The organism is uncultured Marinobacter sp. (genome assembly GCF_913055835.1).
GTDB lineage: Bacteria > Pseudomonadota > Gammaproteobacteria > Pseudomonadales > Oleiphilaceae > Marinobacter.
The window spans coordinates 83,694-100,841 of the sequence record NZ_CAJXKQ010000009.1 but is presented as its reverse complement, the minus strand read 5'-3'; the positions used below and the strand labels follow the sequence as shown (position 1 = coordinate 100,841).

The following is a 17,148-nucleotide window of genomic DNA, read 5'->3' as shown; positions in this document are numbered from 1 at the left end:
GCCGGTTTTTTTATGTCGCTCCGTAGAATCCCAGCTGCCGCCAGGCCTCGTAAACCACCAGGGCTGCGGTGTTGGAGAGATTCAGGCTGCGGCTTTCCGGTTGCATCGGAACCCGCAGGCGGTGCTCGGGCAACAAACCCTCGCGGACATCAGCGGGAAGGCCGCGGGTTTCCGGGCCGAACATCAGGTAGTCGCCATCCTGGTAGCGCACTTCATGATAGTGGGTGCTGCCTTTGGTGGTCAGCCCGAACAGGCGTCCGGGCTGCTCGCTGGCCAGGAAGTCCTGGTAGTTCCTGTGGATCTTGACCGTGGCATACTCGCTGTAATCCAGCCCGGCCCGCCGCATCTGTTTGTCTTCCAGGTTAAAACCCAGTGGTTCAATAAGATGCAGCTGGCAGCCGGTGTTGGCGCACAGCCGGATGATATTGCCGGTATTCGGCGGTATCTCCGGCTCGTACAGCACAACGTGAAGCATGAACGCTTAGCGCTCGACGGCCAGGGCAACGCCCATGCCGCCTCCGATGCACAGCGTGGCCAGACCTTTGTGCACGTCACGGCGAACCATCTCATGCAGCAGGGAGACCAGGATGCGGCAGCCGGATGCGCCGATAGGGTGGCCCAGGGCAATGGCGCCACCGTTTACGTTTACCTTACTGGTGTCCCAGCCCATGTCGCGATTCACGGAAATGGCCTGGGCAGCGAAGGCTTCATTGGCTTCCACCAGGTCCAGTTCATCCGTGCTCCAGCCGGCAAGCTTTAGGCAGCGCTGGCTGGCGGGAATCGGGCCGGTGCCCATGATGGTGGGGTCCACGCCGGCGTTGGCGTGCGCCTTGATGGTGGCGATCGGGGTCAGTCCCAGTTCCCTGGCCTTTTCGGCACTGCACACCATCACAGCAGCGGCGCCATCGTTCAAGGAGGAGGCGTTGCCGGCGGTGACTGTGCCGTCCTTCTTGAAGGCCGCGCGCAGGTTGCCCAGCCCTTCGGCCGTGACGCCATCGCGAGGTCCTTCGTCGCGGTCCACGACAATCGGGTCGCCCTTACGCTGGGGGATGGAAACCGGAACAATCTGGCCATCAAAATAGCCGGCTTCGCGAGCGGCGGCGGCTTTCTGCTGGGACGCCGCAGCAAACTCGTCCTGCTCTTCACGGCTGATGCCGTACTTCTCGACGATATTCTCGGCGGTAATGCCCATGTGGTAATCGTTGAAGGCATCCCAAAGGCCGTCCTTGATCATGGTATCTACCATGGACCAGTTGCCCATGCGCTGGCCGTTACGGCTGTTGGGCAGTACATGGGGCGCCTGGCTCATGCTTTCCTGGCCACCGGCAATCATCAGTTCGGCGTCGCCGCAGCGAATCGCCTGCACCGCCATGTGCACGGCTTTCAGGCCGGAACCGCAGACCTTGTTGATGGTCATTGCGGGTACAGAGGCAGGAATGCCGGCGTTGATGGCAGACTGGCGAGCCGGGTTCTGGCCGCAACCGGCGGTAAGCACCTGGCCGAGCACCACTTCGTTGATCTGGTCGCCGGCGACGCCGGTTTCTTCGAGCAGTGCCTTGATAACGGCAGTTCCCAGCTGGTCTGCGCTCAGGCTGGAGAGACCTCCGCCAAAGGTTCCGATAGCAGTACGGCGGGCGGCAACAATTACGACATCACGCATGGGAAATCTCCGGATCAGAGGCACGCGCGGAATCATGTCCTGCGCGTGCAGGATTGAAATCTGCCGGCATTGTATCCGGAAAGCTGCGCCCGGCCAAAGCAAGCGGGCCGGCAGGAAGTAATCGGGCTTACATGTTCAGGCTTCGACCGCCGTCAACAGAGACGATCTGCCCGGTGATGAACGGCGCATCGCAAATCAGGAAGGCGATGGTTTCGGCAATATCGCCCGGATTGCCGGTACGGGCCAGCGGGGTCTTGTCGAGAATCGCCTGCTGGGCGGATTGATCCATCTCGGCTTCGCCTTCAGGCCAAAGGATGGCGCCAGGCGATACGCCGTTCACCCGCACGTCCGGTGCCAGATCTTTTGCCCAGGAACGTGTCAGGGCGGCCAGGCCTGCTTTGCTGGCGCAGTACAGAGGGTGGTCGTCGATGGGTCTTTCACTGTAGATGTCAATCAGGTTCACCACGCTGCCGCGGTTCCGTCCCAATTCAGGCAGGCATGCCTGCACCAGGAAGAAGGGGGCTCTGAGATTGGTATTCAGGATGGTGTCCCAATCGTGTTCGGTGGCGTCCCCGGTAGGGGTGGGGTAGAACACAGAGGCATTGTTCACCAGTGCATCCAGTCGGCCCCATTGTTCGACGGCGTCACTGGCCAACCGGTCTATCTCGGCTGTCTGGCTCAGATCTGCCTGAAGGGCGCAGGCGGAGTCCGGTCGCTGACGGTTCATTTGCGTAATCAGTGAGTTAGCCTGCTCGTCCCGGCTCCGATAGTGAATCACCAGATTCCAGCCTCGTTCGTGGAGGGTCCGTGCAGTTTGTGCGCCAAGACGATGGGCTGCGCCGGTGACCAGGGCAACAGGCGTTTTGGACGGCATGGAGAACTCCTCAGTCGTTGGTCGTGGTAATGGCATCGTCGATACGTTTCAGGCGTGCACTACGGATCGCACTGCCCAGTTCTTTACCTTTATAGCCTTCCGCCAGGAGGGCTTTCGGATCGACGCCGGTAGCCGCCTCCGATACGGTTCGAAGCAGGCTAAGTGGGTAAGGGTCGCCGGGCAGGGCGCATTCCAGCACGTTCAGGAGTTGCGAGAACCGTTCCGGTCGGCGCCACAAATCCGCCTGATCCAGCAGGTTCAGCAGGGTCTCGGCGTCAGGATGTTGGGGATGGATGTTCCGGATCTGAGCCGTGAAGGCCGTCGCCAGTCGTGCCAGGTTCCGGCAGTCGTTGGGTGCCTTCAGGGCTTTTGCCCTCTCGAGGGCTACAGACGCTTCCAGGGGAGACAGCAGGGCGGCAAATCGTTCCTCAGTGGTCGCCCCGGATTGGTTGTGGACGCAGTCGAGTGCCGCCATCGCCAGCTGAAAAACATTTGATGGTGCTATTTCCGGAACCAGTACCGCCAACGCGCCACAGTCACGGAGAACAGCGAAAAAGGCCTTTGGCGCCTGTTCGTGTAGCGCCCGCTGGAACTCCTGCCAAACCCGTTCGGCAACCAGATGGTCCACTTCACCGCTGTCTACCATGTGTTTCATCAGGGCCATGGTCTGGTCGCACACGGCAAATCCCAGTGGCTGGAATCGGGCTGCGAACCGGGCGGTGCGCAGAATCCTCAGGGGGTCTTCGGCGAAGGCTTCCGAGACATGCCGAAGCTTGCGATTCGTTATGTCACTGCGACCATCAAAGGGGTCGACCAGGTCGCCGTTTTCGGATTTTGCCATCGCGTTGATGGTCAGGTCGCGTCGCCTGAGGTCCTGTTCAAGAGTCACATCCGGCGCGCTGTAGACAGTGAATCCGTGGTAACCATGCCCCTGTTTCCGCTCAGTGCGGGCGAGGGCATATTCTTCACGGGTACGGGGATGTAGAAAAACCGGAAAGTCCGCCCCCACCTGCTTGAATCCCTTGGCAAGCATTTCCTTCGGTGTTGCGCCGACGACAACCCAGTCACGGTCCTTGACCTCAAGGCCGAGTAATTCGTCGCGAACGGCACCGCCAACCAGATAGGCCTGCATGAAATGTCTGATTCCTTTCGGGGAGTGTGTCGGTGGATTATCCGGTTCCCGGGCGGGGCAGGCAAACTTGTGGAGGGACTGGATATAAAAAGCCCGCCCATTGTTGCATGGGCGGGCTTGAGAGGGCTTGTTGCAGGCTCCTGATCAGAACGCGGTGCCAAGCTCCAGAGCAGCGCCCACATCGGCATCGCTGTAAAGAGCGCCGATATCGAGGCGTACGCCCACGATGTTCAGGCCAAGACCGGCGGTGAACTGGGTTTTCTCTTCAATGCCATCATTGTCTTCGTTGCTGGCCAGGTTGTGGCGAGCACCGACCCGAAGCTGGGCGTAACGGAAGGCATCGAATTCAGCGCCCAGGGCTACCCATTGCGTATCGTCCTCAAAGCCGAAGGCTTCTTTCTTGGTCAGGTCGATTTCTGCGGTGACTACGTGGTACTCACTCTTGTGGGCGATTCCGACCGTGGCCATGGGGTTGAGTTCCAGTGTACGGACTTCTTCTCCCAGCTCAGGACGGCTGGCAGCAGAGTCCAGCTCCATCGGGATGAGGTTCTTGACGACGATGCCCGCATTCCACTGCTTCTCATCGCCAAATGAGTAAGCTGCGCCGATATCCAGGTTAAAGCCGCTCTTGTCGGTCTGATACTGGTCGCCGTCGAACTCGTCATCCTCGAACCCGGACACCGATTCTGTGTATTGGAAGGTGCGCAGTTCGACGTATTTCGGGGAAACCCCCAGCTGGAAGCTGTTTCCGTTGGAGAGGTCGAACTGGCGGGCAAAGGAAACGCCCACTTCGCCAACGGCTGAGGCGAGAATCCGGCCTCTGGAGTTGAAAATGATATTCCCGTCCTGGTCAACAGCTGCGTTGTTTATGACGTTTTCCACGTTCGTGACATTGCCGGTTTCTGCGGCTGTGACAATGCTGTCGAGTAGAGCCTGGTCATCGTCGGAAAGCTCGCCGCGAACCGTTGCGGTGAGATTGGCGTTGGTAAATACGCCCACAGAAAGCGACTTGCCAGGAACGGCCAGGGCCAGGCCCAAGCCTGCGTTGGCGCGCATGGTATCCCTGTCAAAATCTACCAGGCGGTCGCGAAGGTCTCCGGCAGTCAATGCCAGGGAGTCGGCATTGGCCTGGGTAGGATCGATTTCGAGTTGTGACACCAGTTGATCAAATTCGTCGATAACGTCCTGGATATCATCCACCTGATCGACCGTCTCTTCCTCGTCCGCCGCCCGCACATTCACGGAGGGCAACGTGAGCCCGAAATCGTCGTTCCAGCTGTGATGATCCGCCGCCATCATGGCCGGGTTTTCCGCAGGGGCGTCAGCAGGTACTGCAACGGCAACCCCGGTACCACCCATGGCGAACGAGCGGGCAGACATAAAAGACTGCGGGCTGGCGAGCACAGAGGAGGTGGCGATGGATAGGCCAATGGCTACGGAAAGTTTGGTCAGACGGTGTCCGGTCATGAGGAATCCTGTTGGTTAAAAAGGCAGATTAAATATTACGTAGCTGAAAGGTTAATCCAGAACGTTTGCCGGTACATGACGCATGGGGTAACGGTTTGTTTTCGATGTGTAAACAGAGGCAGTTTTTTGCCGCATGCCGGAAGCAGAATAGTCACATCAGCTGTTGTTGAGCGTAATATCAGTGGCTTAGAAAAACTGGCGTAATTCTTTCATAGGGAACCGGAAATGATGTTTTCTGGAGACACGCAATGAACCTTCGCTGGATACTCATGTCCTTGTTGGCCACAACGGTCGCAGCCTGTGCGCCGATTGGCAGCCACCAGGGGGATAACGGCAGCCAGCCACGCCAGGACACGATGCTTGAGCCGATAACAGTGCGGGTGAGTGGTTTGGGGACCTATGAGGATGTTGCGGCCGACCGTTCGGATACCCGCAAACGCCTGATGGCCCGCCGAGCCTCCCAGCTGGATGCCTACCGCAATCTCGTGGAACGCGTATACGGTACCGTCGTTTACGGAAGTTCCACCGTGAACGATTTTGTCTTGCGCAATGACATGTTCAGAACCTACGTCGACAGTTACATACGGGGAGCGAAGCTGGTCGCCGTGAACGAGCACAGCGACGGAGTCTTTGAGACCGTGATGGAACTGAAGCTTGAGCCCCGTTTCCGGGCCTGTGTCGCCGAGGTGGCTGATGATCAGGTGCAGGATCTCTGCCCGATCCCCATGCCGCAGGAAAATGACAGCGTGGGCGATGTGCAGAGCAAGGGCGTGGATTCCCTGTATTACCTTGATTGATCGAGAGTACTGAAAGCTATGAAACGCTTGCTGTCACTGGTCGCACTTGGGGCTCTGGCCCTTGTTCTGGTTTCCGGCGCCCATGCGGTTGTTCTGGAGGGTGTGGGCCACGCCAATATCCACAACGGCAATCTGGAAGCCGCCCGGGCCGAAGCCCGCAAGGCCGCGATCCGGGATCTTTCCCTGCAGTACGAGGCCAGGGTAAGTACGCACGATACTATGGAAAATGGTGTTATCACCGAGTCCCGGATGGATCTTGCATCAAGCGCCAGGGCCAGGAACGTGCGGATAATCGATGAGTACCAGAGTGGCAACCTGCTAAGGGTGATTGTTCGTGGAGATATCAGCGAGAGCCGCAGTCAGTGCGGCGCTGGAGATGCTGGCCGCCTGAAAAAGCGGGTTGCAGTGACCGGCTTCCCGATGGTGTACCCGGACCAGGCCAGAGTAGGGCGCATTGACGATGCCGGCGAAATCTTGCCGCAACAGCTACAACAGCGTTTGGTGGCCCAGGGAGGGCTGCAGGTTTTCGGGGCTACCACGTCCAGAATGTTTACCGACCTGTTGAACGCACCGACGGTTCAACAGGGGGATAATCGACTGAGCAACGTGCTCGAGCTGGCCCGTGAAATGGGGGTGCAGTTCGTGGTAACAGGGGTTATTCGGGATCTTGGAGTTGCAGACCCTTCGGCGTGGGGCACTTCCGTACTGGACAGGATGCAACGGGGTATTGGTGTGGTGGATCAACGACGTCGGTTCGCTGCAGACCTCATTATCTTTGACGGTTTCAGTGGTGCGCCGGTATACCGGCAGCGGTTTGCTACGGCAGCAGACTGGGACGCCAGCCCCGGCAGTTCAGCCGGATTCGGTTCGGCGGGCTTTCAAAAGACCGCCTATGGTCAGGCAGTCAATGGCGTAATCGGGGACATGGCGGCAGCCGTGACCGAGGCGCTGGCTTGTCAGCCCTTTATAACCCGGATTGCGCGGGTGGACGGCCACGGGGTTACATTGGAATCGGGTGCGACCGCAGGGCTCAGGCCGGGCGACGAGCTGAAGCTCTACCGGAGCAAGCGCTATCTGGATGCTCCGGGGGATTCTCCGGAGCTGCAGGACAGTGAGGTCTCTGTGACCCTTGATAGGGTCCAGCCACATTTCAGTCGGGGCACCATGCCGCAACTGGGAGGCATCTTGAATATTCAGAGGGATGATATAGCGATTATCTGGTAGGGCTGGCGGCTATCAGCTGCTGGCGCCGGCCGCCTCGGCAGCCGCAATATCCCGGATCTTGCCGACCATGGCCCTAAGTCCGTTGCCGCGGGTCGGTGAAATATGGCGGAACAGGTCCAGTTGCTCGAACAGCTCATCGATGTCTGTGGCCAGAAGGTCCCTGGGCGTTTTGCCATTAAGGGCGACCAGAATGATGGCGGCCAGCCCACGGACAATCATGGCATCAGAGTCAATCAACAGGTAAAGCCGGCCGCTGTCTTCGTCGTAGTGGTGGATCAACCAGACCTGGCTCTGACAGCCGTGAACATAGTTTTCTTCAACCCGGGATTCTTCCGGGAAAGCAGGAAGCTGTTTGCCCAGGTCAATGATGAAGGCGTAGCGCTCTTCCCAGTCGTCCAGCAGTTCGAAGCCATCCAGAACGTCTTCGAGGGTGGTGTCTTTGCCCAGGGGGTTGTTCAGAAAGTCCTGTTCACTGGCAGTCATTTACAGCATTCCCAGTTCGAGTTTGGCTTCGTCGGTGAGCATGTCGTTGCTCCAGGGTGGATCGAAAGTCAGCTCAACAGTGACCTTGTCCACGTTGGGTACGTGCTCCAACTTGGTTTTCACATCCTCGGTAATCACCGGGCCCATGCCGCAACCGGCGGCAGTCAGCGTCATCAGCACGTAGACATGATTGCCGTCTTCGGTGCCGTTTTCTATCTTGCAATCGTAAATCAGACCCAGATCGACCACGTTTACCGGAATTTCCGGATCATAGCAGTTCCGCATGGCTTCCCAGACCTGGTTTTCGTTGACGGTGCCGTCTTCAGGGGTCTCGAAGCTGCTTTCCAGAGGTTTCTTGCCGAGCGCATCGGCATTGTGGCCTTCAATCCGGGCGAGATTGCCATTTACGGCGACCGTAAAGGTACCACCCAGTGACTGTGTAATAGTCACAAAGGTGTCCGACGGAATCATGATTTCGGTTCCGGAAGGAACAAGGCGGGCTTCCACCTCGCGTTTGGTCAGGACCACTTCCCGTTCTTGCATGCCTGTTCGGGCCTCGCTTTTTCTCGATCTTTGGTGTCGGATTACGCTTTGCTAATCCGACCTACTAACTCATCATCAGGTCAGGCGACGGTAAAACTCTCGCCGCAGCCGCATTCCGCGGTGGCGTTCGGATTGCGGAACTGGAACATGGAGTTCACGCCCTCCGTCACGAAATCGATCTCGATGCCGTTCACCAGCGGCAGATGCTCTTCTTTCACGAAAACATCAACGCCATCTATGTGAAACACTTTGTCGTCAGCTGAGGCCTCTTCCACCCATTGGGTTTCGTATTTGAAGCCAGAGCAGCCACTCTTTTTAATGGCCAGCCGGATGCCCTTGGCTTCCGGCTTTTTCTCGAGCTGTTTGCGCACGTGTTTGACGGCGCTCGGCGTCATGGTGACGGCAACGCTCGGGGTGAAGACTTCGGCTGTCATGATTCCACCTCCATCAGGCAAACAGACGCTGGACTTTCTGCAGGGCGGTAAACAATGTATCCACCTCGTCCAGTGTATTGTAGAACGCGAATGAGGCCCGGGCTGTACCGGGAACTCCATAGAAATCCATCAGCGGCATGGCGCAATGGTGGCCGGTGCGGATCGCAATGCCCTGCTGATCCAGCAGCGTGCCTATATCACTGGGGTGCAAACCGGCAATTTTAAAGGACATGACCGGCACTTTGCGCTTTGCGGTGCCGATGATTTTCATGCCGGGGACCATCTCCACCAGCTGGTTGGCCCGCTCAAGCAGGGCGGCCTCGGCCGCTTCCATGGCTGGACGGTCCAGACCGTTCAGGTACTCGATGGCCGCTCCCAGCCCGACCGCCTCGGCGATAGCCGGGGTGCCGGCTTCGAATTTGTAGGGCAGGGTGTTCCAGGTGGTCCGCTCGAAGGACACCCGTTCAATCATCTCGCCACCGCCCTGGTAAGGAGGTATTTCCTCCAGCAACTGGGCCTTGCCATAGAGCACGCCGATCCCGGTGGGGCCGAACAGTTTGTGCGACGAGAAAACGTAAAAATCACAGCCAAGTGACTGCACATCCGGCTGGTAGTGAGGTACCGCCTGGGCACCGTCCACCAGAGTAATGATGCCGTGGGCCTTGGCCTGTTCAATCAGGGCCGCCACAGGGTTCACGGTGCCAAGCACGTTGGAAACGTGGGTGATGGCCAGCACACGGGTTTTCTCATTGAGCAGGCTGGTGAAGGATTCCAGATCCAGCTCGCCGTCCGGGGTTACCTGAACAGGCACCACTTTCGCACCCGTGCGCTCGGCGATCATCTGCCAGGGGACAATGTTGGCGTGGTGCTCCATGTGGCTCACCAGAATCTCGTCACCGGCCTTCAGGCGCGGTGCCAGCCCGTTGGCAACCAGGTTGATGGCCTCGGTGGTGCCACGAGTCCAGATGATCTCCCGGGTACTTTCCGCATTCAGGAAGTTGCGGACAGTCTCACGGGCACCTTCGAAAGCAGCGGTCGCCCGGTCGCCAAGCGTGTGGGCGCCACGGTGAACATTGGAGTGCATCTCACGGTAATACCGATCCATGGCGTTCAGCACGGCCTCCGGCTTCTGGGCCGAGGCGCCATTGTCCAGATACACCAGGGGCTTGCCGTTCACCTGCTGAGACAGGATCGGGAAATCCCGGCGAACGGCCTCCACATCAAAGGTGGTGCGCTTGGCTGTACTTGCCACGGACAGATCGGTCATAACCGCTTACGCCTCCTGGAATGTCTGTTCGAAGAAGTGGTTCAGCCGGCCCTGGACCGTTTCCCGCACTGCTTCAACCGGAATCTGCTCCACCAGCTCGTTGATAAACGCCATGGTAAGCAGAACGTTCGCTTCACGCCGTCCGATGCCCCGTGAAACCAGATAGAACAGCGAGGTCTCATCCAGCTGGCCGATGGTTGCGCCGTGGGCACACTTCACGTCATCGGCGTAGATTTCCAACTCCGGCTTGGTATCGATTTCTGCCCCGTTGGACAGCAGCAAGTTCTTGTTGTTCATATCCGCGTTGGATTTCTGGGCATCCTGATGGATATGAATCCGGCCATTGAAAACCGCATGGGACTGGTCCGCTGCAATATTGCGATAGGTCTCTTCGCTGTTGCAGTGGGCAGCCACATGTTCAATGGTGGTGTGGTTGTCGTAGTGCTGCTTGCCCTGGGTAACAACCACGCCGTTAAGCTTGCACTCGGCGCCTTCACCCTCCAGCCGGACCTGCAGGTCATGCCGGCGCAGAGGGCCGCCAAAGCCAACCGTATGGCTTTCAAAACGAGAACTGCGCTGCTGCACCACACCGGTAGAGCCAATGTGCTGGACATTCTCGCCTTCCATGTTCAGGCGGATGCTGGTGATGTTGGCGCCTTCGGCTACGTTGAACTCGGTGACGGTATTGACCATGACCGGGGCCGATCCGCTGGAGATGTATTCCTCCACGAGGGTAATCTGGCTGTGACGACCGGCATCCACGAAAATACGCGGGAAGGCCGAACCGCTGGCCTCGGCCGTTACTTCGTGAACAATGAACAGCGGCTGGTCGAGCACCGCGTCCGGCTTGAGACGAATCAGCAAGCCATCTTCAAAACGCGCCGAGTTCAGCCGGGCCATCTGGACGGCCTTGTTGTCCAGGGTGCTGTCCAGTCGGTCCGCCAGATCACTGGCGTCCTCGTCGCTCAGATCACTGAAGCTCTGAATGCTGATGCCATCCAGATCCGGGTACTCACAGGCTTCCGGCATCATCACGCCGTTGAGAAACGCAACCTTGTAGCCGGGTACCGCCAGGCTGCTGCCGGTCTTGCCTTCCGCCGGAAGCGAAATGGCCATGTCGTCGGTCAGCTTCAGGTACTTGCTGGAGTATTTCCAGTTCTCGGTTTTCCGGGTCGGCAACGGCATGTCGACCAGCGCCGTTCCCCGTTGCTTGCGCAGGGCAAGCAGGGGCTCGGGCAGTGACTGGCCGGCCGGATGCAGGAACGCGGTAGAAAGAGTGGGTGCTGGTTTCATTCCGCGACCTCCTTAATTGGCTGTACTGTCGGCAGGTTCTTCATCCTTGATGCCCAGCCAGCCGTAGCCGCGTTCTTCCAGCTCCAGGGCCAGTTCGCGGCCACCGGATTTGATGATCTTGCCGCCGGCCAGCACGTGCACATAATCCGGCACGATGTGGTTCAGCAGGCGCTGGTAGTGGGTGACCATCAGGATGGCCCGGTCTTCCGCGCGCAGAGCGTTTACGCCGTCAGAGACAACCTTCAGGGCGTCGATATCAAGACCAGAATCGGTCTCGTCGAGAATCGCCAGCTTCGGCTGCAGCAGCAGTGCCTGGAGGATCTCGTTACGCTTTTTCTCACCACCGGAGAAGCCTTCGTTGACGCCCCGCTTGAGGAACGACGGGTCCAGATCCACCTGTTTGGAAATCTCTTTGGCGAGCTTCATGAACTCGGCCGCGTTCATCTCGTCCTGGCCTTTGTGCTGGCGCATGGCGTTCACGGCGGTGCGCAGGAACTGCAGGTTGCTTACCCCGGGGATTTCCACCGGGTACTGGAATGCCAGGAAGATGCCTTCACGGGCACGCTCTTCGGTTTCAAGCTCCAACAGGTTCTCGCCATTCAGAGTGATTTCACCCTCGGTGACTTCAAATGCTTCGTTGCCTGCAAGCACCTGAGACAGGGTACTTTTGCCAGAGCCGTTAGGACCCATAATGGCGTGAACTTCCCCGGCCTTGATTTCCAGGTTGATGCCTTTGAGGATTTCTTTGCCCTCAACGGATGCGTGCAGGTTCTTGATGCTCAGCATTTGTGGCTTCTCTCTATTCTGAAATTCTGTCTGTAAATTTAGACCCTTTCGGTGCCCGGAAAATGTTCGGGGCAGTGAGCGGGGGAGCTTTCCGGGATCGTCAAAATCATGGATGATTTTGTCGATCGTACAGGGACGTATTCACAGCGTATCCCGGAAAGCTCCCCCGCTTGCTGACCTCCCCAAGGCCAGCGGGGCATAGACGTTTAACCAACGGACCCTTCGAGGCTTACCTCGAGCAGCTTGCCGGCTTCGACCGCGAACTCCATGGGCAGCTCCTTGAACACTTCCTTGCAGAAGCCGTTCACGATCATGGAAACCGCCTGTTCCGGGTCGATGCCGCGCTGGCGGCAAAGGAACATCTGCTCGTCGCTGACCTTGGAGGTCGTTGCCTCGTGCTCGACAATGGCCGACTTGTTCTTGCTCTCAATGTACGGGAAGGTGTGCGCGCCGCAGCGGTCGCCGATCAGCAGCGAGTCGCACTGGGTGAAGTTACGCGCGCCTTCCGCACCCGGGCCGAATTTAACCAGTCCACGGTAGGCGTTGGAGCTCTTGCCGGCGGAAATACCCTTGGAGATGATCGTGCTGGAGGTGTTCTTGCCCAGATGGATCATCTTGGTGCCGGTGTCGGCCTGCTGGAAGTTGTTGGTCAGCGCTACCGAGTAGAATTCGCCGACGCTGTTCTCGCCCCGCAGAACGCAGCTGGGATACTTCCAGGTAACCGCGGAGCCGGTCTCGACTTGGGTCCAGGAAATTTTGGAGTTCTTGCCGATAGCAGCGCCACGCTTGGTGACGAAGTTGAAGATGCCGCCTTTGCCTTCTTCGTCGCCCGGGTACCAGTTCTGTACGGTTGAGTACTTGATCTGGGCATCGTCCAGGGCCACCAGCTCGACAACCGCTGCGTGCAGTTGGTTTTCATCCCGCATGGGCGCGGTGCAGCCTTCAAGATAGCTCACGTAGCTGCCTTCGTCGGCGATGATCAGGGTACGCTCGAACTGTCCGGTATTAGCCGCATTGATGCGGAAGTAGGTGGACAGTTCCATGGGGCAGCGAACACCCTTGGGCACGTAAACGAAGGTGCCGTCAGAGAAGACCGCCGAGTTCAGGCCGGCGAAGAAGTTGTCACCGTGGGGTACAACGGTGCCGAGGTACTTCTGGACCAGTTCCGGGTAATCGCGGATGGCTTCGGAAATGGAGCAGAAAATCACGCCGGCCTTGGCCAACGGTTCTTTAAATGTGGTTGCCACGGAGACGGAATCGAACACCGCGTCTACGGCCACGCCCGCGAGCTTTTCGCGCTCGTGCAGGGGAATGCCCAACTTCTCGTACGTTTTCAGCAGTTCCGGATCCACTTCGTCCAGGCTCTGGGGCATGTCTTCCTTGCGCTTGGGCGCGGAATAGTAGGAAATCGAGTTGTAGTCGATTTTCGGGTAGCCCACATGGGCCCAGTCCGGCTCGTCCATCTCGAGCCAGCGACGGTAGGCTTTCAGACGCCACTCCAGCATCCACTCCGGCTCTTTCTTGATGCCGGACAGGCGGGCGATAACGTCTTCATTCAGGCCGGGCTCGAACGTGTCGGATTCGATGTTTGTTACGAATCCGTGTTCGTATTCCCGTTTGATCAGCTCGTTCACCTCTTGGTCGGTGGTCGCCATGATCGTCGCTCCGTATTCTCTCATCGCGGGCTTGCGCCCTTGGTGTCGCCGACAGCGTCAAAAGTGGCTGTCGATCGGATGTTATCAGTTTGGGTGTTGCAGTGGTCGCTCGTCCTGTGAGTACGCCCTGCAATCGCTTTTTGGATGACGGATTTTCCGGGCTGTTGCTGGTAATTGAGCAGAAAAGCAGCCGGAATCCATCGCTTCTGGCGAGCGATTATACAATACCAGAGTAAAATAGTCAGGTATTAATTTGTGCGTCGGGTGATTATACCTTAATCGGCCTTTGGGGCACTAAGGGGGTGGTAATGAGGCTGATAGTCTGGTTCTTGTAAGCCTGGATCTTCTGAGGTGGGCGCCAGGTGGGACTGCCTCCCAAAACACGCCGTGAACCCATCCCTGGGGGGCTCGGCATTGCCATCCATGGCAATGCACGGTTTTGGGAGGCAGTCCCGCCCGGCGCCTCAGACTAATTGCTAGTCGCCGGTAGCCAGGATTCTGGTGAGGTAGCTGTGCTCCAGAGTTTGTGGAAGATCAGCCGGTTTCGGGATGCGAACGATATGTCCGCTGCCAGGCGCACAGTCCATGGCCTGGCCGTTTCGGTTTTCCATGATGCTGGCGGAGAACCGGATGTTGCCGGCAGGGCTGATCAGTTCCAGTTGGTCGCCGGGGGAGAACTTGTTTTTCACATCGATAGTCAGCCATTGGTCGTCGGTGTCGGTGATGGTGCCGACAACCTGTTGGGTGCCCAGGAATGAGGAGCCCTGTTCGTAGGTCTGGTATTCCCGGGGAAGATGGCGGCGGAGGAAGCCTTCGGTGTAGCCGCGGTTGGAGAGGGCTTCCAGTTCGTCCATCAGGTTCATATCGAAGGGCTTGCCCTGCATCGCCTCGTCGATGGCGCGGCGGTAGACCTGGGTGGTGCGGGCTACGTAGTAGGTGCTTTTCGTTCGCCCTTCGATTTTCAGGGAGTGGACGCCCATCTTTGCCAGTTCGGCGACGTGCTGAACGGCTCTCAAATCCTTTGAGTTCATTATGTAGGTGCCGTGTTCGTCCTCGTAGGCGGGAATGAAGCCGCCCGGGCGGTTGGGCTCTTCCAGCAGTATTTCTTTTGGCGTCACTTCCTGGACGTCGCTACCGCCACAGGTGGCGATCAGGTCGCCGGTCTGGTCGTGGCCGTGCTGTACCTGTTTGTAGTTCCAGCGGCAGGCGTTGGTGCAGGCACCCTGGTTGGCATCCCGGTGATTCATGTAACCCGAAAGCAGGCAGCGGCCCGAGTAGGCCATGCACAGGGCACCGTGGACGAAGACTTCCAGTTCCATCGCAGGGACCCGGTCGCGGATCTCTCGGATCTCGTTCAGAGCCAGTTCCCGGGACAGGATGACCCGGTTGATGCCCTGGCGGCGCCAGAACTCGACGGTTGCCCAATTCACCGCGTTGGCCTGTACCGAGAGATGGATGGGCTGGTCCGGCCATGTTTCCCGAACCAGCATGATCAGGCCGGGATCCGACATGATCAGCGCGTCGGGTTTTTGTTCCAGTACTGGCGCCAGATCCCTGAGGTAGGACCGCACCTTGTCGTTGTGAGGTGCTATGTTGGAGACAAGGTAGAACTGTTTACCCAGTTCGTGGGCCCGTTCAATTCCTGCACCGAGGGCTGCAATGTCTTTGAAACTGTTGTTTCTTACTCTCAGCGAGTAGCGGGGCTGGCCGGCGTAGACAGCGTCGGCGCCGTAGGCAAAGGCCGTTTCCAGGTGTTCTGGGGTGCCCGCGGGGGCGAGCAGTTCCGGGGTGTTCATAGTGGCTCCGGGGGATTCTGAAAGCGGGGCATTTTGCCGTATGCGGGTGGACGTTCCCTTGATCCTGCTCAAAGGTCGTATTGATTATTTTCGGCTAACATGTGTACGCTCACGGTCTCGGTTTTCGGGACGAAGCGTTCCAAAGGAGGAGTTCCAGATGGCATCAAAGCCTCTGACGCCAGAGGTGGCGCGGGCTTCGCTGAGTGTCAGGGTCAGTTCCCTGATCAGTTTGCAGTTAGCTCGTGGCAAGGTTGGTGTGGAAGTCGTGGCGTCGCAGCTGCATATGAGCCGTTACACGCTGCACAAGAAGTTGAAGCGTGAAGGGCTGACGTTTGCCCGTTTGCTTGAGGATGTTCGCCGCAGGCAAGCGCTGACCTACATGCAGGATAAGACCAAACCGCTGGTGGAGATTGCCGAGCAGCTCGGGTTTTCGGAGTTGAGCGCATTCAGCCGGGCTTTCAAGCGCTGGATGGGGACATCCCCGGCTGAATACCGCTCTGTCAGGCTGTCCTGATCAGTCTCAGACCTTCTTGAATACCAGCGTGGCGTTGGTACCGCCGAAGCCGAAGCTGTTGCTCATCACCAGGTCGAGATTCTGGTTGTCCATGCGCTCACGGACGATCGGGTAGCCCTCGGCACCCTCATCAAGAGTCTGAATGTTGGCAGAAGGCGCAATGAAGCCTTCACGCTGCATGATCAGGCTGTAAATGGCCTCATGAACGCCCGCCGCGCCCAGGGCATGGCCGCACAGGGGTTTGGTGGAACTCAGCGGCGGAATCTTGTCACCAAAGGTCTCTTTCAGCGCTTTCAGCTCGGTTACGTCACCGGCCGGTGTGCTGGTGCCGTGGGTATTGATGTAGCTGATCTCGCCATCCAGATTCTTCATGGCCTGTTGCATACACCGCACTGCGCCCTCGCCACTCGGCGCGACCATATCGGCGCCGTCTGACGTGGCGCCAAAGCCCACCAGTTCCGCCAGGATATTTGCGCCCCGGGCTTCGGCGTGCTCCAGCGCCTCGAGTGCCAGCACACCGCCGCCACCAGAGATAACAAAGCCATCCCGGTTTGCGTCATAGGTGCGCGACGCCAGTTCCGGCGTGTCGTTGTACTTGGTCGACAGGGCGCCCATGGCATCGAACAGAAGGCTCAGGGTCCAGTGGATATCCTCGCCGCCGCCGGCAAACATCACATCCTGGCGCCCGAGGGCAATCAGGTCCGCGGCATGGCCGATAGAGTGCGCGCTGGTGGCGCAGGCAGAGGTGATGCCGTAGTTGATGCCGCGAATGCCAAACCCGGTTGCCAGGGAGGCATTGATGGCACTGCCCATGGTGCGGGGCACTCGATAGGGGCCAACCCGGCGAATACCGCGATCGCGGTGGGTATCAATGGAATCGAGCAGCTCAACTGTCGAGGCGCCGCCCTGGCCAAAGATGATACCGGTGGTGTCTGCCTTTATGTGCTTGTCGGTCAGCCCGGCCTGCTCAATGGCTTCAAGCATTGCCAGATAGGTGTAGCCGGAAGCCGGGCACATGAAGCGCCACAGCTTACGGTCAATCAGTTCGGGCAGGTTCAGGTTGATCTGGCCGCAGATGTGGCTGCGCAGACCGTTATCCCGGGCTTCCTCACTGAAGCCGATGCCGGAACGGGATTCCTTGAGGGACTGGGCGACTTCCTTCTGGTTGGTACCAAGGCTGGAAACTATGCCCATACCGGTGATTACAACACGACGCATCCTGT

At 58.6% G+C, this 17,148-nt stretch carries 17 protein-coding genes; 3 read left to right on the top strand and 14 right to left on the bottom strand.

The window, feature by feature from the left end; genetic code table 11:
- Nucleotides 1-10 precede the first annotated feature (10 nt).
- The 5 genes from trmL to traF all read right to left on the bottom strand — a co-directional run bounded on the left by trmL (nt 11) and on the right by traF (nt 5,133).
- The gene (gene trmL, locus QZ534_RS07440) at nt 11-475 is read right to left on the bottom strand and encodes a tRNA (uridine(34)/cytosine(34)/5-carboxymethylaminomethyluridine(34)-2'-O)-methyltransferase TrmL (RefSeq protein WP_296933256.1); all 465 of its coding nucleotides are present in this window, start codon (nt 473-475) and stop codon (nt 11-13) included.
- A gap of 6 nt (nt 476-481) precedes the next feature.
- Nucleotides 482-1,660, bottom strand: a complete 1,179-nt coding sequence (locus QZ534_RS07435; protein WP_296933254.1) for an acetyl-CoA C-acetyltransferase — start codon at nt 1,658-1,660, stop codon at nt 482-484.
- 127 nt (nt 1,661-1,787) lie between these two features.
- Nucleotides 1,788-2,534, bottom strand: coding sequence for a pteridine reductase (locus QZ534_RS07430; protein ID WP_296933253.1), 747 nt, complete (start codon nt 2,532-2,534; stop codon nt 1,788-1,790).
- A 10-nt stretch (nt 2,535-2,544) separates the two neighbouring features.
- Nucleotides 2,545-3,666 carry a multifunctional CCA tRNA nucleotidyl transferase/2'3'-cyclic phosphodiesterase/2'nucleotidase/phosphatase gene (locus tag QZ534_RS07425; RefSeq protein WP_296933251.1) on the bottom strand — a complete coding sequence of 374 codons (1,122 nt, stop codon included), beginning with the start codon at nt 3,664-3,666 and terminating at the stop codon, nt 2,545-2,547.
- A gap of 144 nt (nt 3,667-3,810) precedes the next feature.
- Complete coding sequence (gene traF, locus QZ534_RS07420) at nt 3,811-5,133, bottom strand: conjugal transfer protein TraF (protein ID WP_296933249.1); 1,323 nt, start codon at nt 5,131-5,133, stop codon at nt 3,811-3,813.
- A 248-nt stretch (nt 5,134-5,381) separates the two neighbouring features.
- Between traF and QZ534_RS07415 the strand changes: the two genes are divergently transcribed.
- Both QZ534_RS07415 and QZ534_RS07410 read left to right on the top strand, forming a co-directional pair.
- A complete protein-coding gene (locus QZ534_RS07415) occupies nt 5,382-5,930 on the top strand; it encodes an LPP20 family lipoprotein (protein WP_296933246.1) in 549 nt (182 codons plus the stop codon).
- A gap of 18 nt (nt 5,931-5,948) precedes the next feature.
- The gene (locus QZ534_RS07410) at nt 5,949-7,154 is read left to right on the top strand and encodes a flagellar assembly protein T N-terminal domain-containing protein (RefSeq protein ID WP_296933244.1); all 1,206 of its coding nucleotides are present in this window, start codon (nt 5,949-5,951) and stop codon (nt 7,152-7,154) included.
- A 12-nt stretch (nt 7,155-7,166) separates the two neighbouring features.
- Here QZ534_RS07410 and QZ534_RS07405 read toward each other — a convergent pair whose 3' ends face one another.
- From QZ534_RS07405 to yegQ, 8 genes are all read right to left on the bottom strand, one after another.
- Nucleotides 7,167-7,637, bottom strand: coding sequence for a SufE family protein (locus tag QZ534_RS07405; RefSeq protein WP_296933242.1), 471 nt, complete (start codon nt 7,635-7,637; stop codon nt 7,167-7,169).
- Entirely contained in the window at nt 7,638-8,180 is a 543-nt protein-coding gene (sufT, locus tag QZ534_RS07400; RefSeq protein WP_296933240.1) for a putative Fe-S cluster assembly protein SufT, read from the bottom strand.
- A gap of 80 nt (nt 8,181-8,260) precedes the next feature.
- The gene (locus tag QZ534_RS07395; RefSeq protein WP_296933238.1) at nt 8,261-8,614 is read right to left on the bottom strand and encodes an iron-sulfur cluster assembly accessory protein; all 354 of its coding nucleotides are present in this window, start codon (nt 8,612-8,614) and stop codon (nt 8,261-8,263) included.
- A gap of 13 nt (nt 8,615-8,627) precedes the next feature.
- Nucleotides 8,628-9,881, bottom strand: a complete 1,254-nt coding sequence (locus tag QZ534_RS07390) for a cysteine desulfurase (protein WP_296933236.1) — start codon at nt 9,879-9,881, stop codon at nt 8,628-8,630.
- A gap of 6 nt (nt 9,882-9,887) precedes the next feature.
- Entirely contained in the window at nt 9,888-11,174 is a 1,287-nt protein-coding gene (gene sufD / locus QZ534_RS07385; RefSeq protein WP_296933234.1) for a Fe-S cluster assembly protein SufD, read from the bottom strand.
- 12 nt (nt 11,175-11,186) lie between these two features.
- Nucleotides 11,187-11,960 carry a Fe-S cluster assembly ATPase SufC gene (gene sufC, locus QZ534_RS07380; RefSeq protein ID WP_296933233.1) on the bottom strand — a complete coding sequence of 258 codons (774 nt, stop codon included), beginning with the start codon at nt 11,958-11,960 and terminating at the stop codon, nt 11,187-11,189.
- Nucleotides 11,961-12,166: 206 nt separating this feature from the next.
- Nucleotides 12,167-13,615 carry a Fe-S cluster assembly protein SufB gene (sufB, locus tag QZ534_RS07375; protein ID WP_296933231.1) on the bottom strand — a complete coding sequence of 483 codons (1,449 nt, stop codon included), beginning with the start codon at nt 13,613-13,615 and terminating at the stop codon, nt 12,167-12,169.
- 476 nt (nt 13,616-14,091) lie between these two features.
- Nucleotides 14,092-15,411: a tRNA 5-hydroxyuridine modification protein YegQ gene (yegQ, locus tag QZ534_RS07370; protein ID WP_296933229.1), complete on the bottom strand. Its 1,320-nt coding sequence runs from the start codon at nt 15,409-15,411 to the stop codon at nt 14,092-14,094.
- A gap of 157 nt (nt 15,412-15,568) precedes the next feature.
- Between yegQ and QZ534_RS07365 the strand changes: the two genes are divergently transcribed.
- On the top strand, nt 15,569-15,925 hold the full coding sequence (locus tag QZ534_RS07365; protein WP_296933227.1) for a helix-turn-helix transcriptional regulator: 357 nt from the start codon (nt 15,569-15,571) through the stop codon (nt 15,923-15,925).
- A 6-nt stretch (nt 15,926-15,931) separates the two neighbouring features.
- Here the strand turns inward: QZ534_RS07365 and fabB are convergent, their stop codons facing one another.
- Nucleotides 15,932-17,143 (bottom strand): beta-ketoacyl-ACP synthase I, encoded by a 1,212-nt coding sequence (fabB, locus tag QZ534_RS07360; RefSeq protein ID WP_296933226.1) that lies wholly within the window; start codon nt 17,141-17,143, stop codon nt 15,932-15,934.
- Nucleotides 17,144-17,148 lie beyond the last annotated feature (5 nt).